The sequence below is a fragment of the Salinibaculum salinum genome (assembly GCF_037645885.1).
GTDB lineage: Archaea > Halobacteriota > Halobacteria > Halobacteriales > Haloarculaceae > Salinibaculum > Salinibaculum salinum.
This window is the reverse complement of record NZ_JBBENW010000017.1, coordinates 66,848-81,047: the sequence shown is the minus strand read 5'-3', so window position 1 is coordinate 81,047 and position 14,200 is coordinate 66,848. Positions and strand designations below refer to the sequence as shown.

The window sequence follows — 14,200 nt, the reverse complement described above, 5'->3', positions numbered from 1 at the left end:
AAAGAAGCCGTGTACAACCTTCTCTCGTGGGTTCGAGACAACGATGATCGTGGCGTCGATGACCTTATGCAAGAGATCGACCATCTTTTCGTTCACTCAACAGCCGACACTAACGTTCAAAGCTGAGCATTTAGAAGACCGAGTCGACAAACTCCGAAATCGTGACTGAGTAGCCCGTCGCCCCCGCCAAGAGAAACGCTGAAAACGACCGCCCTCGAAAGCAGTCGACATGGGAGAGACAGGTGGTGTGCTAACGCGATTCAAGAACCCGGAATACACCGGTGAGAACCGGTGTCTGCCGTGTACAATAGTGAACGGACTCATCGCAGCGGTGGTGAGTGTCGCCGTGGGGGCAGCGCTATCAACGAGCAGTTCGGTGACAACGGGTACCGCCATCGGTGGCGGCGTCTTCCTCGTGAGTGTCGCCGCGATTTATTTTCGGGGATACCTCGTTCCGGGGACGCCGGAGTTGACCAAGCGGTACTTCCCGCCGTGGCTGCTCTCGCTGTTCGGAAAGGGGCCGGCAGCAGGGACAACGTACGACAGCGACCTCGACCCCGAAGTGGCACTCCAGGAGGTCGGTGCGCTCGAACCCTGTCCGGAGGGAGACGACCTCTGTCTCACGGAGACGTTCCGGGCCGACTGGAACGACGAAATAGACCGAATCAAAGCCGAGGACGTGAGTCGAGAGCGACTGCTGGACCTGCTTGACATCGACGAAGGGACCGTCGAGTTCGAGGAGTTCGGCGACGCGTTCCAGGCATCGGTCAACGAGCGCGTCGTCGGCAAGTGGGAGTCCGAGGCGGCGTTTCTGGCGGACCTCGGTGCCGCGAACGTCCTCGCAGATCGGTATCGCAACTGGGAGCAGTTGCCCGTCTATGAGCAGAGCCAACTGCTAAACGGTATCCGACTGTTCATCGACACCTGCCCGGAGTGTGGCGGAATCCCCGAGTTCGGGACCGACACCGTCGAGTCGTGTTGTTCGACCCACCAGGTCGCAGCCGTCTCCTGTACGGACTGTGACGCGCGACTGTTCGAGTCACAGCCGATATAATTCAGAGTGGGGAGGGGACCGTCCCGGGGAGTTCATCTCTCGTCGCGAGAAACTGTTCTTCTGCGTCAGTGAGATTGCGTTCGCGATAGCGGTCCAGTCCGTCTTGATATCGTTTGTGGCTAGCATCCGCAGGCGGGTACGAACAGACCAGTTCAGCGAGTCCAGTCGTCTCGCCCGTGTAGGCAAATCCCGCGCGGTAGGCGGCCTCGTAGGCGTATGGATTGTTGACGGCAATCGAGAGACGGTCGTATCCCCGCTGGCGTGCGTGCTCGGAGACAAATCGGAGCAGACGCGGACCGATGCCTTCCCCGCGGCAGTCACGCCGAACAGTGATGTAGCGACAGCGCAGTGTCGTCGCGTCTGTTCGGTCGGCGTCGAAGGCGACGGCTGCGAGAACGTCACTGTCGTATCGGCTCTCGGCAGGGTCGGAACGGGTCGCGGGACCGGTCCGCACCACGGCTTTGCCCGTCGTGGACATGACGAACTTCCCGGCGTAGCTGAACTGCTCGTGATCAAGGCGGAGCGTCGGGCCGTCCTCGGGCCAGCCGAGCAGTGCAAACTCCATATGTGATAGTGGACCGCCAGCCCAAAGTGCCCACCGGTGGGCGCAGCGTTTAGGGGCCGGAGTCCGACGTACGCATATGGCTGTAGGCGACGTTTCGACGTTCGACCGCTTCGCTCGACTCTACGACGCTGTGATGCCGGCAGCAAAGCGGTCGAAACTACGTGCGGCGCTCGCTCGTGCAAAGCGACCAGTCGAACGCGTCGTCGACGTTGGCGGCGGTCCAGGCCGTGCGGTGCGGGCAATCGATGCTGACTGTCGGGTGGTCGTCGACCCTGCACGGGGAATGCTCGTCCAGGCACGGACACACGATATCGAGGCGGTCTGTGCTGACGGGTCACAACTCCCGATTCGCACAGCGTCAGTCGATGCAGTCGTCGTTTCTGACGCACTTCACCACATCGCAGATCAACGTGGCGTCTTGCAGGAAGCCAAGCGAGTAATGCGACCGGGTGGCGTACTCGTCATCCGGGAATTCGACCCGACCACTCTCCGGGGGCGCGCACTCGTCGTCGCCGAACAGTTCTGGGGGTTTGATTCGACGTTTTACAGCCCGACGGCACTCCGGGCGGAAATCGACGCAGTCGGCCTGGACGGGCAGATCATCGACCGCGGTTTCGATTACACGGTCGTCGGTCTGGCCCGACAGGAGAACGGGAACTCCAAGGCGGAGGAGTTCGAGTGAGTACGTATGAGCACGACCTCCTACTTCCGGTCACGGGTCGAGCCGACCTCGCTCGCGGCCGGCCTGGTAGTTGGAGATGTCCTTGCAATAGCGACGTTTATCGCCGCCGGACGGCAGGAACACATGGGACAGCCCATCGGTGACCCTCTCGGGTTCCTGGACACGCTGGCACCGTTTCTCATCGGCTGGGCAATCGCCGCACTGATCGGTGGGCTCTACACCCGCGACGCAGTCCTGACGCCGCGACGGGCAATCAGCTGGGCCCTCCCCGCGTGGATTCTAGCGCTCCTGATTGGGATGGGGCTGCGTGCGTCGTCACTGTTTACCGGAACTGCGGCGCCGACGTTCGTACTCGTGACGTTCGTCGTCGGCGGAACGCTCCTCGTCGGTTGGCGGGCGCTCGCCGCAGTGATCGCGAGTAGAACAGAACGGATAGACGAATGACGGTCGAATTCGTAGCGAACGTCTCTATCTTGGCTCCGTTCAGAAGGAACCGGTACCAGTATCAGCGACCCCGTCTGGGTACCTGCACTCAGCGCAGGTCGTCAGCTGTGACGATGGCGGTCGACTGAATCCACGCCTGGTGGTTCTCCCGGTCGTAGATTACGAACTCCTCGTCCCCGATATTCAACTCCGCGTACCGGGTAGTCTGGTCACCGCCTGCGGCTCGGTCGTCGGTCTCGTCAGGTGCGTTCATGGTCATGAATGTCCAGTGGTCTGGCCGGAGGTCGTTGCTGTTTCTCCATGACAACGTCACCCACAGTAATAAATAAGTACTCCCCCGCAATTATCGCCTTTGAAAACTGATTCAGTGTTTAGTCTCGCGCCTGTCCCGTCCCGGTGTGCGATGCTATCAGATTCGAAAGTAGTCGATTCATCACTGAGTTCGGTCCCCCGCCACCGGCGACAGGAGACCTGGCCAGACGATACCGCCCCAACACACCCGATCGGCACTCGACATAATTTTCATAAGTTATGAGTGGTTATTCCAATTATTCAGGGTAAATATCTAGTGCCTACGATAAATTGTATACTGTGCCTATGGGAAACACTTATATCACAATCTTCCATTTGGTATACTGTATCATGGTTGAGTACTACGACTACATTCTCGGGCTGATTCCGCTGACGATAGTCGGGGTCACCGGCCTGCTCTCGCTGGCAGGGATTGCGACGTCGCTCGCCATCTTCGCCGGTGGCGGGCTCACCCTGCCGCTGGTCGGCCACGCGCTGTTCGTCCGCGCACCCGTCCAACGATCCGCACAGTCCACCGCGGGGACCGACTCCGCGGCGCAAACCGACGGTCCCATTCCTGCAGCCGATTGACAGGCGGGGTCGCAGTTTTCAAGAGTCGACACCTGCTACCGGTTGGTATGTCACCCGATGTCGAGACACTGTTTCTGACGAGCGACGAACTGGCGGAGCTCGCGACACCAGCCGAGTACGTTTCCGCCGTTCGTGAGGGGTACCGGCAGCGAGGCAACGGTGCACCCGCCGAGCCACGGACACGCCTCGATAGTGCCGACCCGCCGGGCTTTCTGACCGGTTACTTCGCGATTCTCCCGGAGACTGGCGCGATGGGCGGCTACAACTACGCCGCCGGGTTCGGCGCACGGGACGCCCACTTCTTTCTCCCGCTGTTCGACGCCGAGAGCGGTGAACCGCTCGCGCTCCTGGACGGGGCGAGTATGAACCCCTCGAAAACCGGCGCAGCAGGCGGGGTCGCTATCGACGCGCTCGCTCGCGATGACGCGACGGACCTGGCGCTCGTCGGCAGCGGGTCACAGGCACGCGGACAGTTGCTCGCGGCCGCGGCAGTTCGTGACCTCGACTCCGTCTCGGTGTTCTCTCCGACAGCCGAGAGCAGAACGTCGTTTGCCGAGTCGATGGATGACCGTCTTGAGACCAGTGTCGCTGCCGTCGACTCCGTGGAAGCTGCTATCGAAGGAGCGGACATCGTCATCACGGCAACGACGGCAAGTGAGCCGGTGTTCGACGGAGAGTTGCTCGATCCGGGGACCCACGTCACCGCGATGGGGCAATACGACCGGCAGAAACGAGAAATCGACGCGACAACAGTCGTCCGGTCGACGTACGTCCCCGACCTCCGAGCGCGTATCGAGCAGGACGCTGGGGCCTACATCCAGGCGCGTGAGGAAGGAGCTATCGACGAAGACCACGTCCACGCGGAACTGGGCGAAGTCGTCGCGGGCGTCGCCGACGGCCGTACCAGCGACGAGGAGATTACGCTGTTCGACAGTGGCGGAACGGGCATCGAGACGGTCGCCGCAGCGTACATGCTCTACGAGAAGGCACAGGAAGCGGGGCTGGGGACGACGTTACCATTCTCGCCGGCCAGCGATGCGATGCCCAGTCGGTAACAGTCAGAAAAGACCCGCGAGGCCGAGCGCTTCGAGCAGTGGAATCCCGCTCAGAACGGCCCCAATAAGGTAGCCGGAGATTGCACCGCCATTCAACAGGGGAAGACCCGCGTGCGCGCGGCCTTTCAACACCATCCACAGCAAAACGACGAGTCCGACGAGGGTCCCAATCATCGCCGTTCCTGCAGGGAGCGGAATCGAGAGTCCCGGCAGCGACAGCGTCGGGACACCGGTAATAAAGAAGGCTGCGCTGGCAACGAGAACCGTCGGAATCACTGCGTCACCGAGTCCGATGAAGAGTGCGTCACGGTCCCCGATCTGGTGACCGTCGTCTCCGCTCTCATCGGTGTCCGCGTCCGTCTCCCCAGCCATTCTGTCGGGATTTTCGCCGGACAGCTCGTTCCCTTCCGATTTGTCACTCTCGCCGGACTTCGCGTTCTCGTCGTCTTCGGAATCGCCGGCGGACATATCGGCATCGAGGAACGAGTACGACAGCGAGAGCGGGATGACGAGTACGATGGGGACACGCATCTCCATGACACCGGAGGCGAGCGTGAGCATGTGTTCGGTGCCGTAGACGCTGATGGCGTCGTAGACGGCGAGTACCGATAGCAACACGAGAGCGGGGAGAATCCCGAAGTTGATGCCGAAGATACCGGCGGCACCGATACCCATCAGGATCCCTGCGGCGTCGATGACGTACCACTCCGGATAGAACCAGAGTGCGAGGCCGAGCACCGCGGCCATTCCGACTGCGACAGCAGGGATGGCGGCGCCCCCGACAGAAACAGTTACCGGTGGAAGGAGAACCTGGAAGACGTAGAAGGCGACGTACGCCCCGGAGAAGACGACGAATCCGCGGAGGAGGATATCCACGTCGAGTTTTATCGCGGCGAGCATCAGGGCAGTGGCGACGAGAATCGCACCGATGTAGACGAGGCTGTTGGTCGGGTCGGAGGTGTCCTCGACGAACTGGTAGTTCTGTGCTTTGAACGGTTCGACGATGGCGAGTGCGCCGAGTTGCACGACGAGGAAGATACCTACGATTGCCCCACTCGCGAGAAACGCACGCCGGCGCTGGTCCATACTCGGCTACTCGACTGAGAGCGGTTTCAGGGTTTCGACAGCCAGTCAACCAGCCTCAGGAGCCGTCGCGAGCGTAGACTTTCGACCCGACGAGCGCAGCGATGCGAACGTCGTCGTCGGGCGAAACGGCGACGTACGGCCGGTCGACCGGTCCGAACACGTCGACGACCCGTCCCACATCGGCCAGCGACTCGTCGACGACGCTCGTGCCGATAGCGGGCATCGAGTCATCCGGGCTCCGGACGACAACGACCCCCTGTGCCGTTCGGACCACTTCACCGAGGCGCTTCATCCGCGGATAACATCCAGATAGGCCGCGACGGCCCCCAGAAGGTCGGTCTTGCTCGCGTCGTCGGCACCCTTCACGAGAACGCGCCCGCGCGGTTCGTACTCGCGGGGATAGGTCTTGTCGCGCTCGATGACGGCGTCGTATCCCACCTGCTGGACCGCCTGTGCGATTTCGTCGACGGTCGGCTCAGCAACTGCGAGTTCCTTCGATACCCGCCGCCCCTCGCTCCGGGTACAGTCCGAATCGAGAAAGGCCGGCCAGATAACGTTCTCGACCATACCGTCGCTGGGTGACGGCGATACAAACCTCTTTCCTGTCACTCCTGGTCGAGTAGCTCCAGTGCAGCCTCGCCGATTGCCAGTTCCCGCCGGCCGCGGTCGTCCTCAGTAATGACGACCCCATCCGAGAAATCAGGGTTCCCATCGCCATCGAAGAGGGCGTCGGGTTTCGTTCCGATGCGGGTCGCATCGCCGACCGACAGCATGGCCTCCCGCTGTGCGTCCGCGCGATTTCCCACACCGAGGTCGACGATCTCGACGCTCTCTGGACGCGCCCTGACGTGCTCGGCGACGCGTTCACCCGTCTCGCTTGCCCGCTCGGAATCATAGAGGAACTCGATTACGCGCACGAGCCGATGTTGGCTCCGCCCTGGCAAAGACCCACTGCTCCGCGTCGAGCGAGGATATATTGAAACCGCCAGAGAAGGTACAACTGTGTATGGTCGACCACGAGGAAGACGATACCACAGAGCAAGACGACGTATTCGACTCACTGCCCGAGGACCCGGGAGACGCTCCCGCTGTGACATGTTCGCGGTGCGGTCGCTCGTGGGAGTTGGACTACGAACTCGACGACCTCAAGGTCGGAAACCGCGCGCTCGAACAGTTCGCACTCGACCATCACCGCCACACCGGCCACTTCCCCGACGACGTGACCCCGTGGATTGCCGACTGCCGTAACTGCCCCGACGAGGAGCGATTTCTCTCGGAACAACCAGCGCGACGCTGGGCCGAGACACACACCCGACACACCCGCCACAGCGTGAGCCTCCAGTCACCGACCGACCACACCGAAGAAGTGGTCTGGAGCGCGGAGTAAGCGCTCTCGACGGCACATTGTGGCCACTCGTTTATGTGAAGACCAACCGTCAGTAACGGTATGCCAGCGAACCCCCGTTTCGAGTTTCACGTCGATGACGACGCAGTCCTCGGGGACAGATTACTCGTCGGGTACTCCAGTCCCGGGATGGCGAGCCTCATCGCCGCCGATTACCTCGTTACCGAAGGACAGACGAGACAGGCCGGATACGTGAGGGTTCACGACTTGCCGACCATCACCCCGTTCAACGAAGGCGTTCCCCGGTATCCGAGTCGCCTCTACACGAGCGAATCGGGACCGACCATGGTCGTCAGTGAACGCTTCCTACCGCTCGAAATCGGGGACAGGTTCGCCGAGGCGATCGGCGAACTAGCGACCGACCACGGCATCAAGGAGATAACGATCCTCTACGGCATCCCGTACCCACACGGACCAGAGGATCACGCCGTCTTCTCGATCGCAACCGAGGACTACCCGCTTTCGACGCTCGAAGACGCCGGTGTCAAGCGCCTCAGCGGCGGCTTTCTCGACGGCGTTCCCGGGACGCTCTTGCAAGACGGCATCGGCTCAGATTCGCTGAAAACCGGCGTCTACGTGACACCAGCTCATCCACCGGGCCCGGATTTCGATGCCGCACTGCGTCTCCTCGAGGCCGTCGACCACCATTTCGACGTGCGAATCGACACAACACAGTTAGAGGCACAATCCGCGGAGTTTCACCGCTACTACGAAGAACTCGCGACGCGCATCGAGGCCGAAAACAAGGACCGCGACTTCCCGGAGGACCGGATGTACATGTAACCAGGAATTAATGAGTGGACATACATGTTACAATGAGCTCATTTCTGCCGAATCCACTCTCCCCGACCTCCTGATTGCGTACCGAAAATCAGTCGAGTGCCACGCGGACAGTGCCGTCACCGGAGACGAGGACGCCGGTTCCGGCGTACTTGAAGGAGACCTCGAACGAATCCGACTCAGAATCCTGCAGGATCGTATCGAGTGCGTCAGCGTCGATTGCGTACTGGAGCGTGTCGAGGTTTGTCGGTTCAGTATCTGTTGCTGCGGATACAGTTTCGACGACGGCCGTGCTCGGATGTGTCGCTGACCAGTCGTAAGTCTGACTGACTGTCCCCGTTGTAGAAGTCGTCTCTGCACCAACAGCCGATTCATTGTCCACCATTGTAATACCCGAAATTGCTACGTCGGTGGTTATAATACTGTTGTATTTGTTTTATGATATATAGGCTAAAATATCGCTTCCAACAAGATTGGGAGTAGTCACGGAGTATACAGCACTCTACCACCACATTTGCTCTTTGGCAGGTGATCGGTGAATATTTTGCATCTACTCTGGGCTATGAAACAGTAATAACATGAATAGACAAGCAATTCGAACACGAAAGCAATCAGTACCACCCAGCACAGTCTCACGACAGACTCGAACGTGACCGTCGAGAGTCCGGCCAACTACGAACGAGGAGAAACAGGCACTGACCGGATAGGTTGCGTGAGTCATCCCCTACTCGACGAAACGAAGAGTCATATTGTCCCATCACAGGGTAGTAAGAAGGAGCACAGAGTTGTTTCACTGAGGTTACCACCTGCTCAGGCATTCGCAGTGATCGAACATGACGAACGTAGTATGTATGAGAGTCGTTTCGGAGAAGTAAGTTTGTTTTAACGAATCGAAACCGACTCACTTTGTCCTTATCGCTCGAAAGTCAGGACGGTGTTTTCGCGGAAGATAAATTTCATAATTAAAATAATACCGTCGGGTAAGGGACTGTTGGTTGGATTATAAGGGGCCTTCTAAGTTGAACGATTCTCTCGGTTTAATACCGACTGCAGTGGTGTCAAAACTGTCGATAGCGGATACGGAGTGATACAATGGACATGGATAATCCGACAGCAGAGAGGTGGTTGAGTGCCCACCGCGAGCACGTAAGCAGCGAGGGCGAGGGCGAGGTCGAGGTTGATGTTTTCGTCCGCTCTCTCTCACCACCGCTCGGTGTACGCCAGCGGCAAGAACAACTTTTCAGTCAGCTACAGGACCTCCAGTCTGCAGGCCACATCGACTCGTATCGCGTCAACCTCTGGGGGGGCGGTGTCTGTCTGTGCGACGTCTGTTCGGGGACCAGCGTCGCGGAGTCGATGCTCGACAACATCGAGGAGTTCGAGCAGTGGGCATCCAAACAAGAAGACGTGGCGCTCCCCTTCGAGCGACAAAGCGTTGACTCTGCCATGCTCGAGCGGACCAGCAATGAACTGATCGTCCCCTCGATGTGTCTAAGCGTCAGAGTTGACACAGACATCTGTGGGGTGTTCCCGTGTACGGTCGGTGACGAATCTATCAGTGTCACTGACTACGTGGAGGCAATAACCAGTGAAGAGGTAACGAAGCTGGAGCAGGCCGACAACCGTGACCCGATTGCGCAGCTGTGACCCTGTAGCAATCGGGAAGTAAACTCCCGGTACCCACGGTAACGGAAGGCTGGAAATTTCAACCCGACCCATAACAAAGGCGAAACCTCCGGTAACGGAGTGATATGCGATCACAGCCAGCGTCCAGCCGAACAGCCCTCGGGTGCCTGTGCGGGACTAGTAGTGGTGGGCCGGCGGGAGCGTGGTAACGATGTGCGGGATTACCGGGTGTGTCGGTCGCGAACAGACGACTGACGACCTTCTGGCGGGACTGCGAAACCTCGAATACCGGGGGTACGACTCCGCCGGGCTCGCCGTACAGAACGGAGAAGGCGTCGCCGTGTTCAAACGCAGCGGTGAGGTGTCCAATCTCTGTGAGAGGGTTCGCGGCACGCATCTCACGGGTGCGGCGGGAATCGGCCACACCCGCTGGAGCACGCACGGGCCGCCCACCGACGCCAACGCCCATCCACACACCGACTGCCAGAACCAGATCGCCGTGGTTCACAACGGCATCATCGAGAACCACCACGAGCTCCGGACCGAGCTGCGCGAACGCGGCCACGATATCGAGAGCGATACGGACACCGAAGTCGTGCCCCATCTCGTCGCCGAGTTCCTGCCGGAAGCGACCTCGACCGAGGACGCCTTTCGGAGCGCGATTGCCCGGCTGGACGGAAGCTACGCGATTGCAATGCTCGTCGAGGGCGAAGACGCGATCTACGCCGCCCGCGATGGGTCGCCACTCGTACTCGGTATCGACGAGGGCGCGCACTTTCTGGCCAGTGACGTCCCCGCCTTCCTCGAATTTACGGACCGCGTTATCTACCTCGAAGACGGTGACGTAGCCAAACTGACCACCGACGAAATCGAGATTACGGATGTCGATGGCAACAGTGTCGAACGGTCGGTTCAAACTGTCGACTGGGTTCCTGAAGACGCGAAGAAAGGTGAGTACGACCACTTCATGCACAAGGAGATCCACGAGCAGCCGACGGCGCTTCGCCAGGCAATCCGCGGCCGCGTCGATCCCGATACAGGCGAGGTTACGCTGGAGGATTTCCCCGAGGGTTCCTTCGAGAGTATCGATACAGTGCAGTTCGTCGCGTGTGGCACGTCGTATCACGCAGGTCTCTACGCCGCGGAGGTGCTGACCGAACGCGGGATGAGGACCACGGTCCACCGCGCCAGCGAGTTCGTGGTCAACCCGCCACCGGCCGACGACGGCACGCTCGTCGTCGGTATCACGCAAAGCGGCGAGACGGCAGATACGCTCGCCGCCCTCGACGACGCCATCGAGCGCGGTATCCGAACGCTCGCGGTCACGAACGTCGTCGGGTCGACGGCCGCCCGAACGTGTGACGATGCGCTGTTCATCCGTGCCGGACCGGAGATCGGCGTCGCCGCGACCAAGACGTTCTCCTCACAGATTGCGACGCTCCTCTGTCTCATCCGTGCGCTCGTCCGCGACACCATGGACAGCGCAGACCACGACGCAGAGCTCTTTCGGGCACTTCACGCACTGCCCAACAAAGTCGAACACGTCCTGGAAACGTCTCGGGCCCAACAGGTAGCCCACCGTTACCAGACCAGCGAGGCACACTTTTTCATCGGTCGACACACCGCGCAGGCCGTCGCACTGGAAGCGGCGCTGAAACTCAAAGAGATCTCCTACGAGCACGCAGAGGGGTTCCCGGCTGGCGAACTGAAACACGGCCCGCTGGCGCTGGTGACACCCGAGACACCGATATTCGCTATCGCAACCGGTCGAAACGACGAGAAGCTTCGAAGTAACGTCGAAGAGGCCCGCGCACGCAAGGCCCCGGTCGTCGCCGTGGCAGCAGCCGACTCGCCGGTCAGTACCGTCGCGGACGACCATCTCACGATACCATCGACGCATCCCGACCTGGCCGGCGTGCTCGCAAACGTGCAGTTACAACTGCTCTCCTATCAGGTCGCGTCGTTGCTCGACCGCCCTATCGATAAACCACGGAATCTCGCCAAGAGCGTTACCGTCGAATGACATCCTCCGCGTCGTGAACGGCGGGACTCTCTCGCTTTCAAAAGGTAGGGGGCCGACACTCACCGACGCTGTTCGAGCGAGCACAGCCCGTCTTGCTCTGCGATGACGAACGCTTCGCTCCGCAACAACTCTTCGTCCTCCGGGAGGAACACGACCTGGTCGCTTTCGTCCGAGGGTCGGAGCACCTCCCAGTCACGGAGTTTATAATCGAGATTCCGTCGCAGGTCGGGGTCAGTCGGTACGTCAGCCCACTCGGTCTCCGCTAACGCTTCCAGCAACGCCCCATCAGAGCTGTTCCGCGTGTTCCCCGTCATAGATTATTCCTCCGTGTCTCGTCTCGTCTGTGCCGTGCCTCTGACATGTTATGTGTTCTCCGGTCGGCGCTCGGTCGGCCGCCACCCGAGTAGTTTTTCCCTACCTGAAAAAGCCTTCTCGCGGATTCGTCACACGTACCGTCCGGTTGCTAACCAATCGCATGCCAGATCCCTACACCGTTTCTGCCAGTGTACTACGGATTCGCCAACCAACTTGCGCCGCTAACGTTTTGACGCGACTGAATTTGGCAGTGATTACCACGGATTTATCATTGATTGTCAAGAATTCAGACCTCGACTATCACCACTCACCGACAGCAGCTACCGGATACTGTCTGACCACACGGAGAGAAGTATCTGCTTACACAGACACTACGGCGGTGCCGGGTGGTCTGCCACCGGTTGCTGAGCGGCCAGTGCGGCGATACCGTCGCGGAGTGAAACCTTCGGGTCGAATCCGAGTCCGTTGCTCGCTCGCGTTATGTCCGCTCTACTGTGGTCGATATCCCCCTCGCGTTGCGCTGTGTGTTCGATTGGAACAGCACCGTCGACGCTGTCCCTGACCAGATCGGCGAGTTCCGCGATGGACGTCCCCGTTCCAGTACCGATGTTAAATGCTGTCCCAGACGCGTCTGTCCGGGCTGCGAGGAGGTTGGCACGGACGACATCTGCAACGTGGACGAAGTCTCTCGTCTGCGTCCCGTCGCCGTGAATCGTTATCGGGTCGTCGGACCGTGCGCGGTCGAGAAATGCCGAGACGACGCCGGCTGCCGACGTCGATTGACCAGGCCCGTAGACGTTGAAATAACGGAGTGCGACGGTCGGTAGCCCGTACCGGTCGGCGTAGATACTCGCGTAGCGGTCGGCCGCCAGTTTGTCCACACCGTACGGCGTTGTCGGCCGCTTGGGATGCTCTTCTGTGATGGGTAACTCCGTCGGGGGACCGTAGATGGCCGCACTCGACGCCAGGACTACGCGTGCGTCAGCGCGTCGGGCCGCTTCGAGTACCGCGAGCGTTCCCGTCGCGTTTCGGTGGTGACTCGCGACCGGATTGTCGACACTCGCTGTGACACTCGCGAGTCCCGCCTGGTGGAAGACGACATCGACACCCTCCATTGCCTGCGCGAGTACCATCTCGTCGCAGATGTCCCCCTCCAGCATCCGAATGCCGCCCGGAACGTTCGCGACCGACCCGGACGAGAAATCGTCGAGAACGCGGACGTTTGCCGGCTCCGCGAGCGCGGCCGCGATGTGGCTGCCGATGAAACCCGCGCCGCCAGTCACGAGTGCTGTCGTCCCCTCGAAGGCGTCGCTCACGGAGTCCCACCCGCGCGGTTGCGGAGCTGTGCGTCGACGGTCCGGCCGGCGACTGTCCCCATCGTCGTCACGTCTATTTCGTCGCGACGCTCGTCGATTCGGGCGAACACTTGCCGGAGCCGTTCCACGTCGCGTTCGCGCCGGACGCTGCTGGGTTCCATCCGGAGGTGAAAGACTCGGTCACTGTCGGCGAGTTCGTCGAGACCGCGGTCGACGTGCGAGACGACCGGGTCACCGAATGCCGGTTCGAGCAGTGCTCGTGCGATGCCGTCGAAACTGAACAGGTGCAGCGACGCCGGCACATCGACCAGCCCCCAGTCGTCGACGGCGGGCGTGACCAGACGGGGGTCGGGAGAGCCGACCATCGCGTCCATCAGTTTGCGATGGTGACCCTTCGCAGTCGGAATGATGCCGCGATAACAGTCGAAGCCGGCAGCCGCGAGTTCGCGTCGGTGACCGACGCTGTTGTGTGGAAAGACGAACGTCGTCGGATCGATGCCGAACTCGTGGGCGGCGCGCTGGCAGGCAGCCAGCTCGGCGCGTGCGGTCGCTGCTGTCGTCTCCGGTCGACCGAACTCGACGTGTGAGAAGCCGTGCGCGGCGATTTCGTGGTCGGGACCGCTTTCACGGACGTGCTGGACCAGGTCGGGTGCGAATCGGAGTTCTGGGCGGTCGGCCCACGCCGTCCGCTCGTGGTCGAACCACGACGGTCCGCGCGGGTGATCAGCGTGTGTCCCGTCACAGTCGTCGAGAAAGAGGTGTCCGGCGATGGCCCAGGTAGCCGGTAACCGGAACGTATCGAGGAGGTCGACGAGCCGTTTCCAGCCCTTCCGGCCATCCTCGATACGGCCGGCCGGTTCCGCGTGGTCGTGCACACCCCAACCCAGCGCCGCGTCGATAGAGAGAACGACTGTTCCCATCAGCGTCCCCCCACTGATCGCAGTCGCTTTGTCGTCGAAACCATGTC

Annotated in this window: 19 protein-coding genes and 1 pseudogene; 10 read left to right on the top strand and 10 right to left on the bottom strand. The window is 60.9% G+C overall.

The window, feature by feature from the left end:
* Positions 1 to 126, top strand: a pseudogene (locus tag WDJ60_RS14550) (IS701 family transposase); the annotation flags it as partial.
* A 103-nt stretch (positions 127 to 229) separates the two neighbouring features.
* Positions 230 to 1,054 (top strand): DUF8054 domain-containing protein, encoded by an 825-nt coding sequence (locus WDJ60_RS14545; RefSeq protein ID WP_340101323.1) that lies wholly within the window; start codon positions 230 to 232, stop codon positions 1,052 to 1,054.
* A gap of 1 nt (position 1,055) precedes the next feature.
* Here WDJ60_RS14545 and WDJ60_RS14540 read toward each other — a convergent pair whose 3' ends face one another.
* On the bottom strand, positions 1,056 to 1,619 hold the full coding sequence (locus WDJ60_RS14540) for a GNAT family N-acetyltransferase (RefSeq protein WP_340101322.1): 564 nt from the start codon (positions 1,617 to 1,619) through the stop codon (positions 1,056 to 1,058).
* 76 nt (positions 1,620 to 1,695) lie between these two features.
* On the opposite strand from WDJ60_RS14540, the gene WDJ60_RS14535 reads away from it, so the two are divergent.
* A complete protein-coding gene (locus tag WDJ60_RS14535) occupies positions 1,696 to 2,301 on the top strand; it encodes a class I SAM-dependent methyltransferase (protein ID WP_340101321.1) in 606 nt (201 codons plus the stop codon).
* 6 nt (positions 2,302 to 2,307) lie between these two features.
* A complete protein-coding gene (locus WDJ60_RS14530; protein ID WP_340101319.1) occupies positions 2,308 to 2,745 on the top strand; it encodes a DUF3054 domain-containing protein in 438 nt (145 codons plus the stop codon).
* Positions 2,746 to 2,833: 88 nt separating this feature from the next.
* Here the strand turns inward: WDJ60_RS14530 and WDJ60_RS14525 are convergent, their stop codons facing one another.
* Positions 2,834 to 2,998 (bottom strand): DUF7331 family protein, encoded by a 165-nt coding sequence (locus WDJ60_RS14525; RefSeq protein WP_340101317.1) that lies wholly within the window; start codon positions 2,996 to 2,998, stop codon positions 2,834 to 2,836.
* Between the two features lie 389 nt (positions 2,999 to 3,387).
* Here WDJ60_RS14525 and WDJ60_RS14520 point away from each other — a divergent pair, with 389 nt between their 5' ends.
* Positions 3,388 to 3,627, top strand: a complete 240-nt coding sequence (locus WDJ60_RS14520) for a DUF8015 family protein (RefSeq protein ID WP_340101315.1) — start codon at positions 3,388 to 3,390, stop codon at positions 3,625 to 3,627.
* 47 nt (positions 3,628 to 3,674) lie between these two features.
* The gene (locus WDJ60_RS14515) at positions 3,675 to 4,682 is read left to right on the top strand and encodes an ornithine cyclodeaminase family protein (RefSeq protein ID WP_340101314.1); all 1,008 of its coding nucleotides are present in this window, start codon (positions 3,675 to 3,677) and stop codon (positions 4,680 to 4,682) included.
* A gap of 3 nt (positions 4,683 to 4,685) precedes the next feature.
* Here the strand turns inward: WDJ60_RS14515 and WDJ60_RS14510 are convergent, their stop codons facing one another.
* The 4 genes from WDJ60_RS14510 to WDJ60_RS14495 are packed head-to-tail and all read right to left on the bottom strand — an operon-like array spanning position 4,686 to position 6,685.
* Positions 4,686 to 5,768: a presenilin family intramembrane aspartyl protease PSH gene (locus WDJ60_RS14510; protein WP_340101312.1), complete on the bottom strand. Its 1,083-nt coding sequence runs from the start codon at positions 5,766 to 5,768 to the stop codon at positions 4,686 to 4,688.
* Positions 5,769 to 5,823: 55 nt separating this feature from the next.
* On the bottom strand, positions 5,824 to 6,060 hold the full coding sequence (locus WDJ60_RS14505) for an H/ACA ribonucleoprotein complex subunit GAR1 (protein ID WP_340101310.1): 237 nt from the start codon (positions 6,058 to 6,060) through the stop codon (positions 5,824 to 5,826).
* On the bottom strand, positions 6,057 to 6,335 hold the full coding sequence (srp19, locus tag WDJ60_RS14500) for a signal recognition particle subunit SRP19 (protein ID WP_340101308.1): 279 nt from the start codon (positions 6,333 to 6,335) through the stop codon (positions 6,057 to 6,059). The genes WDJ60_RS14505 and srp19 overlap by 4 nt, the downstream gene beginning before the upstream one ends.
* Before the next feature lie 38 nt (positions 6,336 to 6,373).
* Entirely contained in the window at positions 6,374 to 6,685 is a 312-nt protein-coding gene (locus WDJ60_RS14495; protein ID WP_340101306.1) for a hypothetical protein, read from the bottom strand.
* Between the two features lie 89 nt (positions 6,686 to 6,774).
* Between WDJ60_RS14495 and WDJ60_RS14490 the strand changes: the two genes are divergently transcribed.
* Together WDJ60_RS14490 and WDJ60_RS14485 are read left to right on the top strand one after the other, a co-directional pair.
* Entirely contained in the window at positions 6,775 to 7,155 is a 381-nt protein-coding gene (locus WDJ60_RS14490; protein WP_340101305.1) for a DUF8062 family protein, read from the top strand.
* A 60-nt stretch (positions 7,156 to 7,215) separates the two neighbouring features.
* Complete coding sequence (locus tag WDJ60_RS14485) at positions 7,216 to 7,956, top strand: proteasome assembly chaperone family protein (RefSeq protein WP_340101304.1); 741 nt, start codon at positions 7,216 to 7,218, stop codon at positions 7,954 to 7,956.
* A gap of 88 nt (positions 7,957 to 8,044) precedes the next feature.
* On the opposite strand, the gene WDJ60_RS14480 is transcribed toward WDJ60_RS14485, so the two are convergent.
* Complete coding sequence (locus WDJ60_RS14480) at positions 8,045 to 8,338, bottom strand: HalOD1 output domain-containing protein (protein ID WP_340101303.1); 294 nt, start codon at positions 8,336 to 8,338, stop codon at positions 8,045 to 8,047.
* Between the two features lie 707 nt (positions 8,339 to 9,045).
* On the opposite strand from WDJ60_RS14480, the gene WDJ60_RS14475 reads away from it, so the two are divergent.
* Together WDJ60_RS14475 and glmS are read left to right on the top strand one after the other, a co-directional pair.
* Complete coding sequence (locus WDJ60_RS14475; protein WP_340101302.1) at positions 9,046 to 9,600, top strand: HTH domain-containing protein; 555 nt, start codon at positions 9,046 to 9,048, stop codon at positions 9,598 to 9,600.
* A 190-nt stretch (positions 9,601 to 9,790) separates the two neighbouring features.
* Positions 9,791 to 11,602, top strand: coding sequence for a glutamine--fructose-6-phosphate transaminase (isomerizing) (glmS, locus tag WDJ60_RS14470; RefSeq protein ID WP_340101301.1), 1,812 nt, complete (start codon positions 9,791 to 9,793; stop codon positions 11,600 to 11,602).
* A gap of 59 nt (positions 11,603 to 11,661) precedes the next feature.
* Here glmS and WDJ60_RS14465 read toward each other — a convergent pair whose 3' ends face one another.
* The 3 genes from WDJ60_RS14465 to WDJ60_RS14455 form a co-directional block, all read right to left on the bottom strand.
* Positions 11,662 to 11,916: a hypothetical protein gene (locus WDJ60_RS14465; RefSeq protein ID WP_340101299.1), complete on the bottom strand. Its 255-nt coding sequence runs from the start codon at positions 11,914 to 11,916 to the stop codon at positions 11,662 to 11,664.
* A gap of 372 nt (positions 11,917 to 12,288) precedes the next feature.
* Entirely contained in the window at positions 12,289 to 13,233 is a 945-nt protein-coding gene (locus WDJ60_RS14460; protein WP_340101298.1) for an NAD-dependent epimerase/dehydratase family protein, read from the bottom strand.
* Positions 13,230 to 14,153, bottom strand: coding sequence for a polysaccharide deacetylase family protein (locus tag WDJ60_RS14455; RefSeq protein WP_340101297.1), 924 nt, complete (start codon positions 14,151 to 14,153; stop codon positions 13,230 to 13,232). Before WDJ60_RS14455 ends, WDJ60_RS14460 begins: the two co-directional genes overlap by 4 nt.
* Positions 14,154 to 14,200 lie beyond the last annotated feature (47 nt).

Bases quoted from the DNA above. Each gene is read 5' to 3' on its own strand.
- WDJ60_RS14545 (WP_340101323.1), top strand. From the start codon at position 230: ATGGGAGAGACAGGTGGTGTGCTAACGCGATTCAAGAACCCGGAATAC.
- WDJ60_RS14540 (WP_340101322.1), bottom strand. From the start codon at position 1,619: ATGGAGTTTGCACTGCTCGGCTGGCCCGAGGACGGCCCGACGCTCCGC.
- WDJ60_RS14535 (WP_340101321.1), top strand. From the start codon at position 1,696: ATGGCTGTAGGCGACGTTTCGACGTTCGACCGCTTCGCTCGACTCTAC.
- WDJ60_RS14530 (WP_340101319.1), top strand. From the start codon at position 2,308: ATGAGCACGACCTCCTACTTCCGGTCACGGGTCGAGCCGACCTCGCTC.
- WDJ60_RS14525 (WP_340101317.1), bottom strand. From the start codon at position 2,998: ATGAACGCACCTGACGAGACCGACGACCGAGCCGCAGGCGGTGACCAG.
- WDJ60_RS14520 (WP_340101315.1), top strand. From the start codon at position 3,388: ATGGTTGAGTACTACGACTACATTCTCGGGCTGATTCCGCTGACGATA.
- WDJ60_RS14515 (WP_340101314.1), top strand. From the start codon at position 3,675: ATGTCACCCGATGTCGAGACACTGTTTCTGACGAGCGACGAACTGGCG.
- WDJ60_RS14510 (WP_340101312.1), bottom strand. From the start codon at position 5,768: ATGGACCAGCGCCGGCGTGCGTTTCTCGCGAGTGGGGCAATCGTAGGT.
- WDJ60_RS14505 (WP_340101310.1), bottom strand. From the start codon at position 6,060: ATGAAGCGCCTCGGTGAAGTGGTCCGAACGGCACAGGGGGTCGTTGTC.
- srp19 (WP_340101308.1), bottom strand. From the start codon at position 6,335: ATGGTCGAGAACGTTATCTGGCCGGCCTTTCTCGATTCGGACTGTACC.
- WDJ60_RS14490 (WP_340101305.1), top strand. From the start codon at position 6,775: ATGGTCGACCACGAGGAAGACGATACCACAGAGCAAGACGACGTATTC.
- WDJ60_RS14485 (WP_340101304.1), top strand. From the start codon at position 7,216: ATGCCAGCGAACCCCCGTTTCGAGTTTCACGTCGATGACGACGCAGTC.
- WDJ60_RS14480 (WP_340101303.1), bottom strand. From the start codon at position 8,338: ATGGTGGACAATGAATCGGCTGTTGGTGCAGAGACGACTTCTACAACG.
- WDJ60_RS14475 (WP_340101302.1), top strand. From the start codon at position 9,046: ATGGACATGGATAATCCGACAGCAGAGAGGTGGTTGAGTGCCCACCGC.
- glmS (WP_340101301.1), top strand. From the start codon at position 9,791: ATGTGCGGGATTACCGGGTGTGTCGGTCGCGAACAGACGACTGACGAC.
- WDJ60_RS14465 (WP_340101299.1), bottom strand. From the start codon at position 11,916: ATGACGGGGAACACGCGGAACAGCTCTGATGGGGCGTTGCTGGAAGCG.
- WDJ60_RS14455 (WP_340101297.1), bottom strand. From the start codon at position 14,153: ATGGGAACAGTCGTTCTCTCTATCGACGCGGCGCTGGGTTGGGGTGTG.